An 18,711-nucleotide genomic window follows, 5' to 3' on the forward strand; every position below is an offset into this window, starting at 1 on the left:
AAAGGAGCCCCGTCATGAACCTGCATCAGTTCGCCGAAACCCACGAAGTCACCAATCAGCCGCCGTCGCTGGACGGCGCCAACCTGTATCGCATCGACCTGCCGTTGCAAGAGTGGTCGCGGCGTTTCGGGGCCGGGTGGGCCGAGTCGCGGATCGACGCTTACGGCGCATTGGCCGGCGGGCCGCTGATGGAAGCGGGGTTCCTGGCCAATCAGAACAAGCCGGTTTTCAGCAGCCATGACCGTTACGGCCATCGCATCGACCTGGTGGAGTTTCACCCGGCGTATCACGAGTTGATGCGCACCGCGGTCGAGCACGGTTTGACTTCGTTGCCCTGGGCGCATCCGCAGTCCGGTGCTCATGTCGCCCGCGCCTCCATGACTTACCTGCACAGCCAGGCCGAAGCGGGCAGTGGTTGCCCGCTGACCATGACCTTCGCCAGCGTTCCAGCGATGCGTCTGCAACCGGATCTGGCCGAGCAGTGGCTGCCGAAAATCCTCTCTACGGAATACGACCCGCGCAACGTCGGCATGGCCCACAAGGCCGGGGTCACCATCGGAATGGCGATGACCGAGAAACAGGGCGGCACCGACGTGCGGGCCAACACCACCAAGGCTTTTCCGGTCGGCGCCAGTGGTCCGGGCCAGGCGTATGAGCTGGTGGGCCACAAATGGTTCTGTTCGGCACCGATGTGCGATGCCTTCCTGACCCTGGCCCAGACTGACAAGGGTTTGACCTGTTTCCTGCTGCCGCGCCATCGCCCGGACGACACACGCAATCAGTTCTACATTCAGCGCCTGAAGAACAAACTCGGCAATTGCTCCAACGCTTCCAGCGAAGTGGAGTTCCGTGGTGCGCTGGCGTGGATGGTCGGCGAGGAGGGACGCGGCGTTCCGACCATCATCGAAATGGTCGCCATGACCCGCTTCGATTGCATGGTCGGTTCCAGTTCGCTGATGCGCCAGGCCCTGACCCAGGCCAGCCATCACTGCGCTCACCGCAAGGTCGGTGGCAAGTTGCTCAGCGAACAACCCTTGATGCAGAACGTACTGGCCGACCTGGCCCTGGAAAGCGAAGCCGCCCTGGCCTTGAGCCTGCGCATGGGCCAGGCGCTGGATCATCTGGATGACGACCATGAAGCCAAATTCGCCCGGCTGGTCACGGCGGTGGGCAAGTACTGGATCTGCAAACGCGCGCCCGGAATGATCAACGAAGCCGCCGAATGCATGGGCGGCGCCGGTTATGTCGAAGACAGCATCCTGCCGCGGTTGTACCGTGAGGCACCGGTCAATTCGACGTGGGAAGGGTCTGGCAACGTGCAATGCCTTGACGTGCTGCGAGCGTTGTCGAAGGAGCCGGGTGTGCTCGATGTGTTGTTCTGCGAGTTGGGAGACGGTCATGGCGACCAACGCCTGGCCGCGCACATCAGCCAATTGAAGGCGGCCTTCAAGGACACCAGCGACATTCAATACCGGGCCCGTCAGCTCACGGAAGACATTGCCTTGGGTCTTCAGGCCAAGCTGTTGCTGGAGGCGGGCAACGCCGCCGTCAGTGATGCCTTCATCGCCAGCCGCCTGGGTTCGGCCGGTCGGGTGTATGGCGCGTTGCCACGTGGGTTGGATGTGGAAGCGATTGTCGCCCGGTCGACTCCGCTTGTGTGAACAACACCGGCCCTGTGGGAGCGGGCTTGCTCGCGAAAGCGGTCTGTCAGTCACATCAATTTTGAATGTACCGCCGCATTCGCGAGCAAGTCGAATCGTCGCACCGCCGCTCCCACATTGGATTGATGGTGTGCATAGCATCTGTGAATCAACACTCCACTGTTCCCGTGAAGCGACGATGCAGGCAAGATGAAGGCCTGCAAGTCAGAACACAGGATGCTGATCGTGACCGAAGCTTTTATTGTCGTTCAAACCGCCGAGCAAGCCGTGGACCGGCTTGCGCTCTTGCACAATCGTGCAACCACCGCGCTGAACCAGGCGCTCAAGCGTTACCTCAAGGATCGAGTCGAACCGGACGCCGAACAGCGTGCGATGTTTCGTTATCCCGAACTGCGTCTGACCTACCATTGCCAGGGCGAAGTCCCACAGACCACTCGGGCCTACGCCAAGGTTCAACTGCCGGGGACTTACAGCGTCACCGTCACTCATCCCGCCGCCTTCCGTAAATACCTGCTGGAACAGCTGGTGCCGTTGATGCACGACTTCACCGTGACGGTGGAGGTCGGCATCAGCCAGCAAAATATTCCTTATCCGTACGTGGTTGAGCAGGGCGAAGAACTGGCCGGCTCCGGCGTCACCGCTGCGGTGCTGGCGCGGGTGTTCCCGAGTACGGATTTGTCTGCCGCGACCGATGGCATCGCCGACGGTTTGTACGATTGGGAAAACACCGACCCGCTGCCGCTGGCCCTGTTCGACGCCGCGCGGGTGGATTTCTCCCTGCGCCGTCTGGTGCATTACACCGGCAGCGACTGGCGTCATGTGCAGCCATGGATTCTGCTGACCAACTACCACCGCTACGTTGACCAATTCATCGTCCATGGCCTGGAACAGTTGCGCAACGATCCACGCTTCGTGCGCATGGTTCTGCCCGGTAACGTAATCATCGAAAAGAGCATGGACCACGGCGAAGCCTCGGCGATTGCCGCCGGTGTGGTTTGGCACCGCTATCAGATGCCGGCCTATCACCTGATCGCCAGCGACGGCCACGGCGTGACCCTGGTGAACATCGGCGTCGGCCCGTCCAACGCCAAGAACATCACTGACCATTTGGCGGTACTGCGTCCGCATTGCTGGCTGATGATCGGCCACTGTGGCGGCTTGCGTCAGTCGCAGACGATTGGCGATTACGTACTGGCGCACGCTTACATGCGCCGCGACGGGATTCTCGATCGGGTCGTGCCGCCGAATATTCCTATTCCGGCCCTGGCTGAAGTGCAGATGGCGTTGCAGCAAGCAGCGGCCAATATCACCGGTGAGAAGGGCGACGAGCTGAAAAAACGCCTGCGCACCGGCACCGTACTGACCTACGACGACCGTAACTGGGAATTGCGCTGGGCTCAGGAACGTCCGCTGATCAACCTGTCTCGCGCCGTGGCGGTGGACATGGAAAGCGGCACCATCGCAGCACAAGGTTATCGCCTGCGGGTTCCGTACGGCACGTTGCTCTGTGTTTCGGATAAACCGTTGCACAGCGAAATCAAACTGCCGGGTTCGGCCAACGCCTTCTATGAGCGCGCGGTCAGCCAGCACTTGAAGATCGGTATCGAGGCGGTGGATCTGTTGCGCACCGAACTCAACTCGCTGCACTCGCGCAAACTGCGCAGCTTCGACGAGCCGCCGTTCCGCTAACGGTTTGTCGTGGTCATTTGGCGGTCAGGGCACTAGCATTAGCAGCCCTGACCGTTAGATGTTCCTTTTCCCATGTCTCGTCCTCAACGTCCCGTTTCCCGCCGCCCTGGCGTGAAGCCTGCGCCATCGTCCTCAGCCCCGCGCCGTGTCGCCAAAGCGCCGCCGGCCGAGCCGAAGCTGATTCTGTTCAACAAGCCTTTTGATGTGCTGACGCAATTCAGCGACGGCGAAGGGCGGGCGACGCTCAAGGATTACATCGAGATTCCCGGGATTTACCCGGCAGGACGGCTGGATCGCGACAGCGAAGGTTTGCTGCTGCTGACTAACGACGGTCAGCTTCAGGCGCGGATCGCCGACCCGAAACACAAACTGGCCAAGACCTATTGGGTGCAGGTGGAAGGCGAGCCGAGTGCCGAGCAATTGCAGCGTTTACGCGATGGCGTGGAGCTGAACGATGGCATGACGCTACCGGCTGAAGCGCGACAGCTTGAAGAGCCAGAACTGTGGCCACGCAACCCGCCGGTGCGCTTTCGCAAAAGTGTGCCGACCAGTTGGCTGGAGCTGGTGATTCGCGAAGGGCGTAACCGTCAGGTACGGCGCATGACCGCAGCGGTCGGCTTGCCGACATTGCGTCTGGTGCGGGTCAAGATCGGCGACTGGTCGATAGAAGGGCTCGATCAGGGCCAGTGGAAGGAAGTGCCGGCGCGTTTATAACGTGCCGGATTCGATCAGGCCGATGACCACACTTTTGATCACGAACGCGGCCACGCCCAGGCCGAGTACGAAGAACAGGATGAACGAGCCAAAGCGTCCGGCCTTGGACTTCTTCGCCAGATCCCAGACGATGAAACCCATGAAAATGATCAGAATGCTGACCAGTCCGGTCATCATCCACTCTTCGAATACTGCAGGATCCATCAGGCATCTCCAGCGCGGGCGGGGCTAAAAGGCGCTGGAGTATACGTCATGGGCGATTGGCGAAGTATTGACCTGCGGCAGCGTGTCGCAGTCATTTGTCTGAAGACACACTGTGGCGAGGGGATTTATCCCCGTTCCAGTGCGTAGCACTGGCCAAGACTTTTAGGGTAGCTTCGCAACCCAACGGGGATAAATCCCCTCGCCACAATCAGCTGCGCAAGTGAGTGAGGGGCAGTTCAGTACTATTGAGCACCTGATTCAACACAAAACTCGACCGCACGCTCGTCACCCCTTCAATCCGGGTGAGGTGTCCCAGCAGCAATTTCTGATAATGATCCATGTCCGGCACGACGACCTTGAGCTGATAGTCCGCATCCATCCCCGTCACCAAACTGCATTCCAGCACCTGCGGCAACGTACGAATCGCCGCTTCGAAGTTCTCGAACCGCTCTGGCGTATGCCGGTCCATGCCGATCAACACGTAAGCTGTCAGGCTCAGGCCGAGCATCTTGCGGTCCAGCAGGGCCACCTGGCGGGAGATATAGCCGTCGTCCTCCAGCTGCTTGACCCGCCGCGAGCATGGAGAGGGGGACAGGCCGATGCGTTCGGCCAGCTCCTGGTTGGAGATGCGCGCGTCACGCTGCAATTCCGCCAAAATGCTCAGGTCGTATCGGTCGAGTTTGCTCATCAATCAGGCCTTTGTCATAACTATTGCGGTGGATTATCTATCCAGGGTTAAAAATTGCGCAAGTGATGTTTATTTGAGCAATCTTCGCAATCCTCTGCCGGCGCCGCGAGCCTATTCTTATCACCAGAATCACTGCTCGGACAAACAGTCCACAGCCGCTCGCCGAATCAGGCCAGCTGCGGTCGCCACCCCCACCGGGGATGTGCCGGCCCCCGAGCTACACACTGTCCAGAAGACGGCGTGAGGTGAGCCGACGTCATAAGCGTCGAGCACGGACGAAGTTCTCAAAGGGAGGCCGACGGGTCTCCCTTTTCTTTTGCCCGGAATTTGACGACGGCGTTCAATAAATAAGTTTCGCGACTGATAACCTGTTGCAGAACCGGCCGGTGCTTTCCCAGTCTTACGTACAGGCCCTAACCCGCAGTGAGGAAAAGCATGAAGTCGCGCATCTGGCGTTTGGCCGGTGTTGGTTTGCTGTGTATCAGTGTCACTGCGCAATCGCTGGCCGATGAGCCGCAAAACCGTGGCCCCGATGACGGGCAACGCGGGTCGGACGGGCATCAGGGAAACAATCAGGGCCATGGCGGAAACAACCAGCCGCGTGCGCAGAATAACGAAATCATTCGTGGCGACAACAGTCGCCAGTTCGAGCACAACGGCCAGAATCAGAACGACGGCCAGTGGCAGAACCAGCCCCGGCCGCAGCACGATTACAACAATCCGGTTCGCTCGCCGCCGCCGCCACCTCCGCAGTTACCAGCCAACGACCTGCCGATTCAGGGCCGGCCCGATACCGTGCGTCAGACCCAGCAGCCGCAGCGTGGTTACTATCAGGACGTTCCGCGGCGCAACGATAACAACCAGCATTGGCAGAACAACGGTCCGCGTCCCGATGACCATCGCTGGGCCGGTCGCCCGGATGGGCATGGCAATGGCTGGGGCCCCGGCCCGCAGTACCGTCCCGGTCATGTGATCGATCGCTTCCCGGACCGTGATTACCGTGTGCCGTATCGCGGTCAGGATTACTTCTACTCCGGCGGCTACTGGTATCGCCCACAAGGCCCGCGTTATGTGGTGGTGCAGCCGCCACGCGGGATTCGCGTCAGCTACTTGCCCGATTACGCGCGTGAAGTGTGGATCGGCGGTGCGCTGTTGTTCCTGGCGGCCGGCTCTTACTACGCCTATCAGGAAAGCACTCAGGATTACGTCGTGGTCGAACCGCCCGTGCAACCGCAGCCGCAACCGGTCAGCAATGGTTATGACGTGGTGGCGTATCCGGCCGACGGTCAGTCGCCGGAGCAGGTCAATCAGGACGGTTACGAGTGCTATCAATACGCGGTGCAGCAGAGCGGCTTCGATCCGCGAACGGCCACCTACCAGCCGGACCCGTCGGTGGTACAAGTCTACCGACAGGCCCAGGGCAACTGCCTGAGCAGTCGCGGTTATCAGGTTTCTTTCTGAGCCCTGCCTGCCAGTACCACTTCCTGCGGATCGGCGTGCACCAGCACTTCGGCTCGCGGGTAGGCGGCATGAATGGCATCGGCGGCTTGATCGCTGATGCCATGAGCGACTGACAGGGTCAAATCCCCCGGCAATTCCAGGTGCAACTGCACGAACCACTGGTTGCCGGAAACCCGCGTACGCAGGTCATGCGCCCCCAATACTCCCGGTACGCTGCAGGCCAGTTCGAGCATGTGCTGGCTGACGTCCGACGGTAGTTCTTCATCCATCAGCACCGTAAAGCTTTCCCGGGCGATATGAATCGCGCTCCAGAGAATGTAGGCGGCGATCCCCAATCCGAACCAAGGGTCGACCTGATGCCAGCCAAACCCGGCGAGCACCAGCGCCACCAGAATGCTGCCGTTGAGCAGCATGTCCGAGCGGTAATGCAGGGAGTCGGCGCGCACCGCGTTGGAACCGGTCGCCTTGACGACCCGATGTTGCAACATCAGCAGGGCCAGGGTCAGCACCAGGGAAAACACAATCACCCCGATACTGATCCATGGCGCCCCCACCGGTTCCGGGTGTTTCAGTCGATCAATCGCCTGCAAGGCAATCAGCACCGCACTGCCGCCAATGAACAACGCCTGAGCCATGCCCGCCAGCGATTCGGCCTTGCCGTGCCCGTAACGGTGATCATCGTCGGCCGGGCGCAAGGCGTAATGCACTGCGAGCAGGTTGAGCAGCGAGGTGACGCCGTCGAGGGTCGAGTCGGTCAACCCGGCAAGCATGCTCACCGAACCGCTCAACCACCAGGCGATGGCTTTGGCGACGATCAGCGTGCACGCCACCGCCACCGAGGCACGGGTCGCCAGCCGCAGCAGGCGGGCGTGTTCGGAGCTGGAAATCATAAGTGCGGCTATTCCTTTAAGTGCACGGTTTACGCGGCAGGTTGCAGGCCTAACATGGCCAGTTGCTGGGCGCTGCCCTTGTGCTGGATCAGGCGCGGGTCATCCAGCGGGAAGCTGCGGCCCAGTTCGGTTTCGAGAATAGTCTGCAATTTGTGGTTATCGACCTTGCCGTCGGCGCCGATGGCTTCCTTGAGTTTTTCCGGGGCCACCTGTGCGGTCTCGCCGGGCGCGTAGTAAATCGCGCCAGTGGTGAAGTCCACGGCAAACGCGATCAGGCCGGGAATGATGTAGAACAGCAGACCCACGGCATCCAGCGCGGCGATGGCCGGGTCGATCTTGCCGTCGATCTGACCGCGACGGTCAGGGTAGAAAATCGATCCGCAAGCGGTCACCTGAGTCAGCAACGTCGCGACCAATACACCGCCAATCAAGCGAAAGGGAACACGCATATGAAATCTCCTGAGTCATCTGGAAAACGAAGGGGCGTCTATATGAATTAGGACCGTCATTAACGCCGAGCAGTTCGCCGTTATACTCGCCGCTCTGTTTTGGAGCCAGCATGATTTCTTTGCCGATTGATGAAGTTTTACCCGCCCTGCGTGAAGCCTTGGCTACACGCCACGAAGCCGTGCTCGAAGCACCGCCCGGCGCCGGTAAAACCACCCGCGTGCCGTTGGCCTTGCTCAACGAGCCCTGGTTGGCCGGGCAGACCATTCTCATGCTCGAACCGCGCCGTTTGGCCGCGCGGGCAGCAGCGGAGCGCTTGGCCAGTGAGCTGGGCGAGAAGGTCGGCGAAACCGTCGGCTATCGCATTCGTCTCGACAGCAAGGTCGGCCCCAAAACCCGTATCGAAGTGGTTACCGAAGGGATTCTGACCCGACGCTTGCAGGACGACCCGGCACTCGAAGGCGTGGGTTTGCTGATTTTCGACGAATTCCACGAGCGCAGCCTCGATGCCGATCTGGCGCTGGCCTTGAGCCTGAATGGCCGCGAGCTGTTCCGTGACGACCAACCGCTGAAAATCCTGTTGATGTCGGCCACGCTGGAAGGCGAACGCCTGGCTGGATTGCTCGATGACGCGCCGATCCTGCGCAGCGAAGGCCGCATGTACCCGGTGGCGATGCGCTGGGGCCGACCATTCCAGCCCGGTGAATTCATCGAACCGCGTCTGGTGCAGACCATTCTCGAAGCCTTGAATGACGAAACCGGCAGCGTGCTGGTGTTCCTGCCGGGGCAAGCGGAAATCCGTCGGGTGCATCAGCAGCTGGCTGATGCGCTGGGCGAGAGCACGCAGGTTTTGCTTTGCCCGTTGCACGGTGAACTGGACCTTGCTGCCCAACGCGCGGCGATCGATCCGGCCCCCGCCGGCAAACGCAAAGTGGTGCTGGCGACCAACATTGCCGAGACCAGTCTGACCATCGACGGCGTGCGCGTGGTGATCGACGCCGGGTTGGCGCGGGTGCCGCGTTTCGATCCGGGCAGCGGCATGGCCCGCCTCGATACTCAGCGTATTTCCAAAGCCAGCGCCACTCAGCGCGCGGGCCGGGCCGGGCGGTTGGAGCCGGGCGTGTGTTATCGCTTGTGGTCGCAGGATCAGCACGAGCAACTGGCGGCCTACGCCAGCGCGGAAATCCTCTCGGCGGACCTTGCCGGATTAGCGTTGCAGCTCGGCCGCTGGGGTGTGACGCCGGGACAATTGGTGTGGCTCGACGTGCCGCCAGCGGCCGCTTATGCGCAGGCTCAGGACTTGCTTGAGCGCCTGGGCGCATTGGACGGCGAAGCGCTGACCCGTCACGGTCAGGCGATGGCCGAACTGCCAGCGCATCCGCGTATCGCGCATTTGCTGTTGCGCGGTCAGGCGCTCGGCTTGGCCGACATGGCCTGCGATGTCGCGGCCTTGCTCGGCGAGCGAGATATTTTGCGTGGCGCCGGGGCGGATCTGCACAGCCGATTGGTGCTGTTGTCCGGTGAAGAACGGGCCGCACGCGGCGCTCAGGGTGGCGTGCAACGAGCCCGGCAACTGGCGCGGCAGTATCGCGGTTATCTGCGGGGCAAGGCGTCGGAACCGGTCAGCGATCCGGATCATCCGCGCTGGCTCGGCGCGTTGTTGGCGTTGGCCTATCCTGATCGAGTTGCCCAACAGCGCCGGGCCGGTGGCGCGGAATATCGCTTGGCTAACGGTCGTGCAGCGCTGTTTGCCGAAGCCGACAGTTTGATGAAGCAACCGTGGCTGGTGATCGCCGATCTCGGCAGTCGTCAGGGCCAGCGTGAGGAACGGATTTATCTGGCGGCAGATTTCGATCCGGCGCTGTTCGACTCAGTGTTGGCCGAACAGGTGCGCTGCGTCGATCAACTGGATTGGGATGAGCGTGAAGGCGTATTGCGCGCCGAGCGTCAGCGCAAGGTCGGTGAATTGATCCTCAGTCGCGAACCTCTGACTGGCCTCGACGAAACCGCTCGCAGTCAGGCACTGGTGAATCTGGTGCGGCGTAAAGGACTGGAGCTGTTGCCGTGGACTCCGGAGCTGCGTCAGTGGCAGGCGCGAGTGGCGTTGTTGCGACAGTTGGACCTCAGCAGTAAAGAGCAGAGTGAATGGCCGGATGTCAGCGATGCTGCATTGCTCAAAAGCCTCGAACATTGGCTGATGCCGTATCTGGGCAAGGTTTCGCGGCTCAGTCACTTCGCCAATCTGGACCTGTCGAGCATCGTCCATAACCTGCTGCCGTGGCCGCTGCCGCAACGACTCGATGAGCTGGCGCCGCATCATTTGAGCGTGCCGTCGGGTTCGTCGATTCGCCTGGATTACAGCGAGCAGCCGCCGATTCTGGCGGTGCGGTTGCAGGAGCTGTTCGGCTTGGCCGAGACCCCGCGGATTGCCGGTGGCCGGCAAGTGGTCAAACTGCATTTGCTGTCCCCGGCGCGACGGCCGGTGCAGGTGACCCAGGACCTGGCGAACTTCTGGCGCAGTACGTATGCCGAGGTGAAGAAGGATTTAAAGGGGCGGTATCCGAAGCACTACTGGCCTGATGATCCGCTGGTGGCCGAGGCGACGGCGCGTATCAAGCCGCGTAAAAGCTGAAGATGTTCAAGAGGCGGCCTTCGCGGTCAATTGTTCCCGGCAATAGTCGGCAAACAACTGCGCCGGTTTGGTCAGTTGCCCGCGCTTGAGCCACGCCGCCACCAGCCCTGAACCGGTGATGTCTTCGACGATGTCCACGCACACCACTTTCTGGCCGTCATAGGTGCACTCCGAATGCGGTCGGGTGACCAGGATCGAGAAACCGAACCCTTGCCCGACCATACCCCGGACCATCTCGATCGACGGTGAGCTGAAGGCAATGTTCGGCGTCAGTCCCAACTCTTCGAACAGGCTGACGAAGTAGGTCCGGCTCGGTTGCACGTCCAGCAGAATCATCGGCTCCAGGCACAGATCCCGCAGCGACACTTGTTTGAGCTGAGCAAAGCGATGATCCGCCGGCAACAACGCATAAGGTCGCTGCGCCGGCATCAAGGGTTCGGTCTGGATGGTGGCGTCGAGGTCGTGTTCATACAGGATCGCCAGGTCGAAGGTGCCCGAGGTCAGGCCTTGCACCAGCTCTTGCTGTTCGCCGTCGCGGATGCGGATTTTCACCCCCGGATACAGCGCCGAGAACCCGGCAATCAACTGCGGCAGGTACAGCGGCGCGACCGTTTCGAAGCAACCGATATCGATTTGCCCGGCCACCACGTCGTTGTCGGCGAGGGCGTTCTGTTCGAACTCCTTGGCCATGCGCAGCAGTTCCTGGGCTTTGCGGTAGAAGCGTGCGCCGCTGGGGGTCAAGGACACGCCCTGGGCGTGATGACGGATCAGCAGTTGCACGCCGAAGCTGTCTTCCAGGCCTTTGATCGCCGTGGAAATCGCCGGTTGCGCGATGTACAGCTTGCGCGACGCCTCGGCGACGCTGCCGCATTCGACGGTGGTGATGAAGTACTTCAATTGACGCAGGTTGTAGGCAGCCACGGCAAACCTCGGGGTGGATGATTTCGACATCCAGGCAATTTTCGCGCCGACTGCATCCGTTCTGACGACGGTGTTGTTATGCCTGAACAATAACCACATACCGCGCCACCGGGGAGATCGGCTGCCCAGTTTTTTCATGGTCTGCGAAGACATTTTTACTATTTTTCCTGGACACAGGCCTGGGCCACCATCCAATCCACAAGAAAGCCCATGGAGCATCTGAACGTGTTCGAGCTTACATTCTGGCAAAACAAAGCCGCTGCGCTGCAGTTTCCCGATCAAGCCGTGATCGACGGTAAACCCCGCGCGGCGCAGTCGGGGCAGACCTTCGCCGCGATCAACCCTGCCACCGGCCAGTGCTTGGCCAACGTAGCCGCGTGCGGCGATGAAGACGTGGACGCCGCGGTGCGCAATGCGCGGCAGGTGTTCGAGGCCGGCACCTGGTCGGCGCGTTCGCCGAATGAGCGCAAGCAAGTGCTGTTGCGCCTGGCCGAACTGATCATGACCCATCGCGAAGAACTGGCGCTGCTCGACTCGCTGAACATGGGCAAACCGGTGATGGACGCCTACAACATCGACGTGCCGGGTGCCGCCGGGGTATTTCGCTGGTACGCCGAAAGCCTCGATAAACTCTACGACCAGATCGCGCCGAGTGCGCAGAACGTGCTGGCGACCATCACCCGCGAAGCGTTGGGCGTAGTTGCTGCTGTGGTGCCATGGAATTTTCCGCTGGACATGGCTGCATGGAAACTCGCACCCGCGTTGGCGGCGGGCAATTCGGTGATCCTCAAACCGGCCGAGCAGTCACCGTTTTCCGCCCTGCGGCTGGCCGAGCTGGCGCTGGAAGCCGGCCTGCCAGCAGGCGTGTTGAACGTGTTGCCGGGGCTCGGCGAGCAGACCGGCAAAGCCCTCGGTTTGCACCCGGACGTCGATTGCCTGGTGTTCACCGGCTCCACCGAAGTCGGCAAATATTTCATGCAGTACTCGGCGCAATCGAACCTCAAACAGGTGTGGCTGGAGTGTGGCGGCAAGAGCGCCAATCTGGTGTTCGCCGATTGTCAGGACCTCGATCTCGCCGCTGAGAAAGCCGCGTTCGGGATCTTCTTCAATCAGGGTGAAGTGTGCTCGGCCAACTCGCGGTTGCTGGTGCAGCGTTCGATTCATGACGAGTTCGTCGAGCGCCTCAAAGCACACGCCGAATGCTGGCAGCCGGGCGATCCGCTGGACCCGTCGAGCCGCGCCGGGGCGATTGTCGACAGCCGTCAGACTGCACGCATCATGAAGTTCATCCAGCAGGCCGAACGCCAAGGCGCAACGAAACTTTGTGGTGGTCGGCAGTCGATTTTCAACGGTTCCGACAACTTCATTCAGCCGACGATTTTCACCGGCGTGAGCCCGGACATGCCGCTGTTTCGCGATGAAGTGTTCGGCCCGGTGCTGGCGGTCACGGCGTTCGATGACGAGGCACACGCCTTGCAACTGGCCAACGACAGCGTCTACGGTTTGGCCGCGTCGCTGTGGACCGACGACCTCAATCGCGCCCACCGCGTGGCGCGGCAATTGCGGGCGGGCACGGTGTCGGTCAACAGCGTCGATGCGCTGGATGTGACCGTGCCTTTCGGCGGCGGCAAGCAATCCGGTTTCGGCCGCGACCTGTCGCTGCATTCATTCGATAAATACACCCAGTTGAAGACCACCTGGTTTCAGCTGCGCTCATAACAGCCGCTAATAACAAAACGGAGAACTGGCGATGACCACATCACGTGAAACCCGCGACTACCAGGCCGCCGACGCTGCGCACCACATCCACGCATTCGTCGATCAAAAAGCGCTCAACGATGAAGGACCCCGGGTGATGGTCCGTGGCGAGCGCCTGCACCTGTGGGACAACGATGGTCGGCGTTACCTCGACGGCATGTCCGGGCTGTGGTGCACCAACCTCGGTTACGGCCGCAAGGACCTGGCCGCTGCGGCGACTCGGCAGCTGGAGCAGTTGCCGTACTACAACATGTTTTTCCACACCACTCACCCGCAGGTGATCGAGCTGTCGGAGCTGCTGTTCAGCCTGTTGCCAGGGCACTACAGCCACGCGATCTACACCAACTCCGGCTCCGAAGCCAACGAGGTGCTGATCCGCACCGTGCGCCGTTACTGGACGATTCTCGGCAAGCCTGAGAAGAAAATCATGATCGGTCGCTGGAACGGTTACCACGGCTCGACCCTGGCGGCGACGGCGCTCGGCGGCATGAAGTTCATGCACGAAATGGGCGGCATGATTCCCGACATCGAACACATCGATGAGCCGTACTTTTTCGCCCACGAGGGCAACCTGACCCCGGCTGAGTTTGGCCTGCGGGCGGCGCAGCAACTCGAAGCGAAGATTCTCGAACTCGGTGCGGACAAGGTCGCCGGGTTTATCGCCGAGCCGTTCCAGGGCGCGGGCGGGATGATCTTTCCACCAGAGAGTTACTGGCCGGAAATTCAGCGAATCTGCCGTAAGTACGATGTGCTGTTGTGCGCTGACGAAGTGATCGGCGGCTTCGGTCGTACCGGTGAATGGTTCGCCCACGAGCACTTCGGTTTCGAGCCGGACACGCTGTCGATCGCCAAGGGTTTGACTTCGGGTTACATCCCCATGGGCGGCCTGATTCTGTCGAAGAATATGGCTCAGGTACTGGTGGAGCAGGGCGGGGTGTTTGCCCACGGCTTGACCTACTCCGGGCACCCGGTGGCGGCCGCGGTGGCGATTGCCAACCTCACGGCATTACGTGACGAAGGGGTGGTGGTGCGGGTCAAGGATGACATCGGGCCGTACCTGCAACAGTGCTTGCGCGAGGTGTTCGGCAATCACCCGTTGGTGGGCGATATTCAGGGTGTCGGCATGGTGGCGGCGCTGCAATTGGCTGAAGACAAAACCAGTCGCAAGCGCTTTGCCAATGAGAACGACATTGCCTGGCGCTGCCGCACGATTGGTTTTGAAGAGGGAGTGATTATTCGCTCGACACTGGGGCGGATGATCATGGCGCCGGCGTTGATTGCCAGTCGTGAAGAGGTTGATGAGCTGGTCGGCAAAACCCTGAAAGCCGTTGATCGTACGGCGCAGGAATACGGCCGCCTTTAATCTAGTAGCGATCTTTCAGGCCTCTTCGCGAGCAAGCCCGCTCCCACATTGGATCTAGGTCGATCACAGAATTTGTGTACGACACCGATCAAGTGTGGGAGCGGGCTTGCTCCGGGCGGCGTTCCGACGAATGCGATAGCCAATTCACCACACCGCTCAGCTATTGCACCCGCCTCGGGCATCCCCGCCCACAGCGCCCTTTCGCAGTGCGCGCTACCCAGTTTTTTCATCACTCCCATCGACATATTTCCTAATTTTCCTAATCCCCGCCTTGGGCCACCATCGACCTCGCCAGTCAGCCAAACGCTGCTCACCGAAAGGTCCACCAGAGACCTCAGGTGACAGCTCTTCTCCAAGGCCGCTGGCCGTACTGCCCATGACAAAACTAAATCAACAGCTTTGGGAGTGCTCCATGATCAAGTCCTTGCTTACCCGCTTCGCACATCCACTGGCGGTCACCGCCATCGCCGCGACGGTCGCTACCAGCGCCCAGGCCGGTACCCTCTCTATCGGCCACACCACGTGGGTCGGTTACGGCACGCTCTACCTGGCTCAGGACCTGGGCTACTTCAAGGAAAACGGTTTGACCGTTGAATTGCCTGTCGTCGAAGAGGCTTCGATGTACATGGCCGCGCAAGCCTCGGGCGAATTGTCGGGCTCGGCGTCGACCATCGACGAAGTGCTCAAGTACCGCCCGCAATTCTGCTTCAAGGCGGTGGCTGCACTGGATGACAGCCATGGTGGCGACGGTGTTTTGGTCGGCAAGGACGTCAAGAGTCTGCAGGAGCTGAAAGGCAAAGCGGTGGCGGTGAACGAAGGGTCGACCTCGCAGTTCTGGCTGTCTTACCTGCTGAAAAAACACGGCATGAAAATGAGCGACATCACTGTGCAAAACATGACAGCTGACGATGCCGCTACCGCGTTCATCGCCGGTCGCGTACCCGCCGCCGTGACGTGGGAACCGCATCTGTCGATGGTCCGCAGCAAGCAACAAGGCAAGGTGCTGATCGACAGCAGTAGCACGCCGGGAGTGATTGTCGACGTGGTCGCGCTCAACTGCACGGTCATCGAGAAGCAGCCGGAAGACGTCAAGGCGTTGGTGGCCGGTCTGTACAAGGCGGTCCAGTACACCAAGGACCATCCGGATCAAGCCTACAAAATCATGGCCAAAGGCGTCGGCGGTTACCTCGCCGATCCGAAGGAACTGGCCGCCGCCGCGCAAGGCGTGCGCTTCTACGATCAGGCCATGAGCGAAAAACTCCTCGGCTCGCCGGGCAAACCGGGCGACAGCGAACCGCTGATCAAACTGGCCAATGAGACCGCCAGTGAATTGCAGGGCAAGCCCTACAACGTCAGCAATGACGACCTGATCGACAACCGCTTCGTCAGCCCGCTCTAGGAGGTTTGCATGTTCAAGCGCAATTCATGGCTGAGCCGCTGCATCACGCCCAAGACCGGCCTGCCGGTTTCAGTGATCTGGAGCGCGAGCGGTCTGGCCTGGGTGTTGTTGGTCGGCCTGTGGGCCGGGTTGTCTTACGGTGGCGTGGTGCCGGGCATGTTCCTGCCGACACCGGGCGCGGTGGTCGAGGCCGCCGTGCGCCTGAGCCGCGACGGTACGCTCGGTCTGCATGTGTGGGCCAGCCTCGAAGTGGTGATGGTCGGTTTCATCGTGTCGTCGCTGGTGGCGGTGCCGCTGGGGTTGCTGATGGGCAGCTTCCGCATCGTCCAGGCGTTCCTTGAGCCGATGGTCAATTTCATCCGCTACCTGCCGGTAACTTCGTTCGTGCCGCTGTTCATTCTGTGGATCGGCATCGGCCTGGAGCAGCGGGTTTCGGTGATCATCTTCGGCGTGTTTTTCCAGCAACTGGTGATGATCGCGGACGTGTCCAAAGGCATCTCCAAGGACTTGATCAACGCCTCTTACACGTTGGGTTCGAACCGTCGCGATGCGGTGCTGCATGTGATCGCCCCGGCGTCGTTGCCGGGTGTGCTCGACACCTTGCGCGTGACCATGGGCTGGGCCTGGACTTACCTGGTGGTCGCCGAGTTGGTCGCGGCCTCCAGCGGTCTAGGTTACTTGAGCCTCAAAGCCATGCGCGGTTTTCAAGTGGATGTGATTTTCCTGGCAATCGCGATCATCGGCCTGCTGGGCCTGGTCACCGATCAACTGTTCCGTTTTCTCCGTCTGAGGATCGCCGCATGGGCTCAGTAAGCGCCGTCAACCCTCGTTTCGTCACGCCACAGACCACCCCGGTGCACGCCGCGCCACGGCTGCAAGTGGACAAGGTCAGCCTTCGCTATCAAAAGCCCGACGGTGGCGTGTTTACCGCGCTGGATCAGGTGTCGTTCGAAGTACCGGATCAGCAGTTCGCTGTGCTGGTCGGGCCATCGGGCTGCGGCAAGTCGAGTTTGCTGTACCTCACCGCCGGATTGAATGAGCCCACGGAAGGCGAGATCTATGTCGGTGGCCAACAAGTTCAGGGGCCGGGTGCGGATCGCGGCATGGTGTTCCAGAGCTACACGCTGTTCCCCTGGCTGACGGTGCGGCAGAACGTCGAATTCGGCCTCAAACGTCGCGGTATGGCAGCCGCTCAGCGCAAGGAGATCGTCGATTACTACGTCAATGAAGTCGGCCTGACCGGGTTCGCCAACAACTACGCCAAGCAACTTTCCGGCGGCATGATGCAGCGTGTGGCAATTGCTCGGGCGCTGGCCAACGATCCGCAAATCCTGCTGATGGACGAGCCTTTCGGCGCGCTCGACAGCCAGACGCGTTTGCAAATGCAGCAGCTGTTGTTGCGGGTCTGGGGCAACAGCAAGAAGACCGTGTTGTTCGTGACCCACGATATCGACGAGGCGATTCTGCTGGGCGACCGGGTCTACGTGATGGGCGCGCGGCCGGGTCGGATCAAGCAGATTCTGGACGTGCCGATCGAACGCCCACGGACCCTGGACATGGTCATGGAGCGCTCGTTCATCGACATGAAGCGCAAGATCTTCGGGCTATTGCACGATGAGCTGGAGGAGGAGCATTGATACGGAAGCCCGTTATGCGCAATCCCTGTGGGAGCGGGCTTGCTCGCGAAGGCGTTTTATCATTCAACATTGATGTCGGCTGACCCACCGCTTTCGCGAGCAAGCCCGCTCCCACAGGTTAAGCGTTGTGCCGAGCTAAGGCGCTGCAGGTAAGAGGAAACGGGCGATCACCGGCAAGTGATCGGAGATCCGCAAGGTGTCGTCCTGTCTCACCGTCGCTTCGACCCGTTTGATCCGCGGACTGTAGAACAGGTAGTCGACAGTCCGGTCCGGGCCGTTCAAGCCCGGATCATTCGGGAAATGGGTCAGCCACCGTGCCCGGTCGATGCCGCTGGCTTCGTTGTTGGTCGGGATCATCGGGTATTTGTCCCACAGCACATGCAGCGCGCTGTCGGCGGAGTAGGCCGTGCGTTGCTCGTCGGGCAGGCGTCGAAATTGCCCCAGCGGCAACAGGTTGAAGTCCCCACCGATCAACCACGGCGTGCCACGGCTTTCGAACTTGTCGAGGACTTTGACTGTGGCCGTCACCTGGGATTGCAGCGTTTCGTCGGGCGGGATAATGCGGTCCAGATGGGTGTTGAGTACCGCTATCTGACCGCCGCCGCTCAATGGCAGATACGTGACCAACAAGGCGTTTTTCGGTTTGAACTGGCGGGAGATGAAATTGGCCGGTCCGACCGGTAACTGCAGGCGTTCGGCATGTTCGACCTGGTAGCGGCTGAGGGTGGCCAGCTGCCGGCCGACGCTACCGAAGATGTGTGGCTCAGGCACGAAGTCGGCTTTCCAGTCGAAGGCGTGAGTGCTGCACGGATACAGGTCCGCGACCCGCTCCTGAAGCAGCTTGAACTGGTTTTGGTAATCGCTGGCCTTGGCGCCGTCATCGAGCTCTTGCAACAGCACGACGTCCGGTTGCTCGTCGCGGATCACCCGCGCCACTTCATCGAGGCTGAAGGCCATGTCTTCGGGCGTGGGTTTTTCGTCATTGCCGGCCGCCAGGTCATTCCAGAACACGTAGCGTTTTCCCGCCAGGTACTGGACGTTCCAGGTCATCACCTTCAACGCCTGACCGGGCACCAGCGTCGGTGCCTGGGCGTTGCAACTGACCGGTAAGGCTTCCTTGGCTTCGGGGCGCCAGGTCAGGTTGTAGATCAGGGCAATCAGGCCGGTCACGATCAACAGGCCCAGCAGGGTGTAGCGCAGTAGACGGGTCATGGCTCGGCTTATAGCGTTACAAAAGTTGACCCAGA

Annotated in this window: 16 protein-coding genes; 10 read left to right on the forward strand and 6 right to left on the reverse strand. The window is 61.0% G+C overall.

Annotated features, from left to right (window positions below):
* Positions 1-14: 14 nt before the first annotated feature.
* The 3 genes from ACSQ87_RS04530 to ACSQ87_RS04540 all read left to right on the forward strand — a co-directional run bounded on the left by ACSQ87_RS04530 (position 15) and on the right by ACSQ87_RS04540 (position 4,064).
* Complete coding sequence (locus tag ACSQ87_RS04530; protein ID WP_436273435.1) at positions 15-1,661, forward strand: acyl-CoA dehydrogenase family protein; 1,647 nt, start codon at positions 15-17, stop codon at positions 1,659-1,661.
* 189 nt (positions 1,662-1,850) lie between these two features.
* Positions 1,851-3,350 (forward strand): AMP nucleosidase, encoded by a 1,500-nt coding sequence (gene amn / locus ACSQ87_RS04535; RefSeq protein WP_191623608.1) that lies wholly within the window; start codon positions 1,851-1,853, stop codon positions 3,348-3,350.
* 72 nt (positions 3,351-3,422) lie between these two features.
* The gene (locus ACSQ87_RS04540; protein WP_095130726.1) at positions 3,423-4,064 is read left to right on the forward strand and encodes a pseudouridine synthase; all 642 of its coding nucleotides are present in this window, start codon (positions 3,423-3,425) and stop codon (positions 4,062-4,064) included.
* Here the strand turns inward: ACSQ87_RS04540 and ACSQ87_RS04545 are convergent.
* Positions 4,059-4,268 (reverse strand): DUF2788 domain-containing protein, encoded by a 210-nt coding sequence (locus ACSQ87_RS04545; protein WP_007937369.1) that lies wholly within the window; start codon positions 4,266-4,268, stop codon positions 4,059-4,061. The genes ACSQ87_RS04540 and ACSQ87_RS04545 overlap by 6 nt on opposite strands.
* A gap of 208 nt (positions 4,269-4,476) precedes the next feature.
* Positions 4,477-4,956, reverse strand: coding sequence for an Lrp/AsnC family transcriptional regulator (locus ACSQ87_RS04550; protein ID WP_007937367.1), 480 nt, complete (start codon positions 4,954-4,956; stop codon positions 4,477-4,479).
* Positions 4,957-5,391: 435 nt separating this feature from the next.
* Here ACSQ87_RS04550 and ACSQ87_RS04555 point away from each other — a divergent pair, with 435 nt between their 5' ends.
* Entirely contained in the window at positions 5,392-6,417 is a 1,026-nt protein-coding gene (locus ACSQ87_RS04555; protein ID WP_436273436.1) for a DUF6515 family protein, read from the forward strand.
* Here the strand turns inward: ACSQ87_RS04555 and ACSQ87_RS04560 are convergent.
* Together ACSQ87_RS04560 and ACSQ87_RS04565 are read right to left on the reverse strand one after the other, a co-directional pair.
* Positions 6,402-7,307, reverse strand: coding sequence for a cation diffusion facilitator family transporter (locus ACSQ87_RS04560; protein ID WP_223432395.1), 906 nt, complete (start codon positions 7,305-7,307; stop codon positions 6,402-6,404). The two genes, ACSQ87_RS04555 and ACSQ87_RS04560, sit on opposite strands and share 16 nt — an antisense overlap.
* 29 nt (positions 7,308-7,336) lie before the next feature.
* Positions 7,337-7,756, reverse strand: coding sequence for a polyribonucleotide nucleotidyltransferase (locus ACSQ87_RS04565; RefSeq protein WP_223432396.1), 420 nt, complete (start codon positions 7,754-7,756; stop codon positions 7,337-7,339).
* Between the two features lie 110 nt (positions 7,757-7,866).
* On the opposite strand from ACSQ87_RS04565, the gene hrpB reads away from it, so the two are divergent.
* Positions 7,867-10,386 carry an ATP-dependent helicase HrpB gene (gene hrpB, locus ACSQ87_RS04570; RefSeq protein ID WP_436273437.1) on the forward strand — a complete coding sequence of 840 codons (2,520 nt, stop codon included), beginning with the start codon at positions 7,867-7,869 and terminating at the stop codon, positions 10,384-10,386.
* Positions 10,387-10,392: 6 nt separating this feature from the next.
* On the opposite strand, the gene ACSQ87_RS04575 is transcribed toward hrpB, so the two are convergent.
* The gene (locus ACSQ87_RS04575) at positions 10,393-11,307 is read right to left on the reverse strand and encodes a LysR substrate-binding domain-containing protein (protein ID WP_046048823.1); all 915 of its coding nucleotides are present in this window, start codon (positions 11,305-11,307) and stop codon (positions 10,393-10,395) included.
* Between the two features lie 225 nt (positions 11,308-11,532).
* On the opposite strand from ACSQ87_RS04575, the gene ACSQ87_RS04580 reads away from it, so the two are divergent.
* The 5 genes from ACSQ87_RS04580 (at position 11,533) to ACSQ87_RS04600 (ending at position 17,464) form a co-directional block, all read left to right on the forward strand.
* Positions 11,533-13,026, forward strand: a complete 1,494-nt coding sequence (locus ACSQ87_RS04580; RefSeq protein WP_436273438.1) for an aldehyde dehydrogenase — start codon at positions 11,533-11,535, stop codon at positions 13,024-13,026.
* A gap of 31 nt (positions 13,027-13,057) precedes the next feature.
* Positions 13,058-14,428 (forward strand): aspartate aminotransferase family protein, encoded by a 1,371-nt coding sequence (locus tag ACSQ87_RS04585; RefSeq protein ID WP_436273439.1) that lies wholly within the window; start codon positions 13,058-13,060, stop codon positions 14,426-14,428.
* Positions 14,429-14,840: 412 nt separating this feature from the next.
* Positions 14,841-15,827 (forward strand): ABC transporter substrate-binding protein, encoded by a 987-nt coding sequence (locus ACSQ87_RS04590; RefSeq protein ID WP_436273440.1) that lies wholly within the window; start codon positions 14,841-14,843, stop codon positions 15,825-15,827.
* A 9-nt stretch (positions 15,828-15,836) separates the two neighbouring features.
* Positions 15,837-16,640, forward strand: a complete 804-nt coding sequence (locus ACSQ87_RS04595) for an ABC transporter permease (RefSeq protein WP_008149230.1) — start codon at positions 15,837-15,839, stop codon at positions 16,638-16,640.
* The gene (locus ACSQ87_RS04600; RefSeq protein ID WP_436273441.1) at positions 16,628-17,464 is read left to right on the forward strand and encodes an ABC transporter ATP-binding protein; all 837 of its coding nucleotides are present in this window, start codon (positions 16,628-16,630) and stop codon (positions 17,462-17,464) included. The genes ACSQ87_RS04595 and ACSQ87_RS04600 overlap by 13 nt, the downstream gene beginning before the upstream one ends.
* A gap of 135 nt (positions 17,465-17,599) precedes the next feature.
* Here the strand turns inward: ACSQ87_RS04600 and ACSQ87_RS04605 are convergent, their stop codons facing one another.
* The gene (locus tag ACSQ87_RS04605; RefSeq protein ID WP_436273442.1) at positions 17,600-18,676 is read right to left on the reverse strand and encodes an endonuclease/exonuclease/phosphatase family protein; all 1,077 of its coding nucleotides are present in this window, start codon (positions 18,674-18,676) and stop codon (positions 17,600-17,602) included.
* Positions 18,677-18,711: the final 35 nt, after the last annotated feature.

Source organism: Pseudomonas sp. LjRoot277, from assembly GCF_964253845.1.
GTDB lineage: Bacteria > Pseudomonadota > Gammaproteobacteria > Pseudomonadales > Pseudomonadaceae > Aquipseudomonas.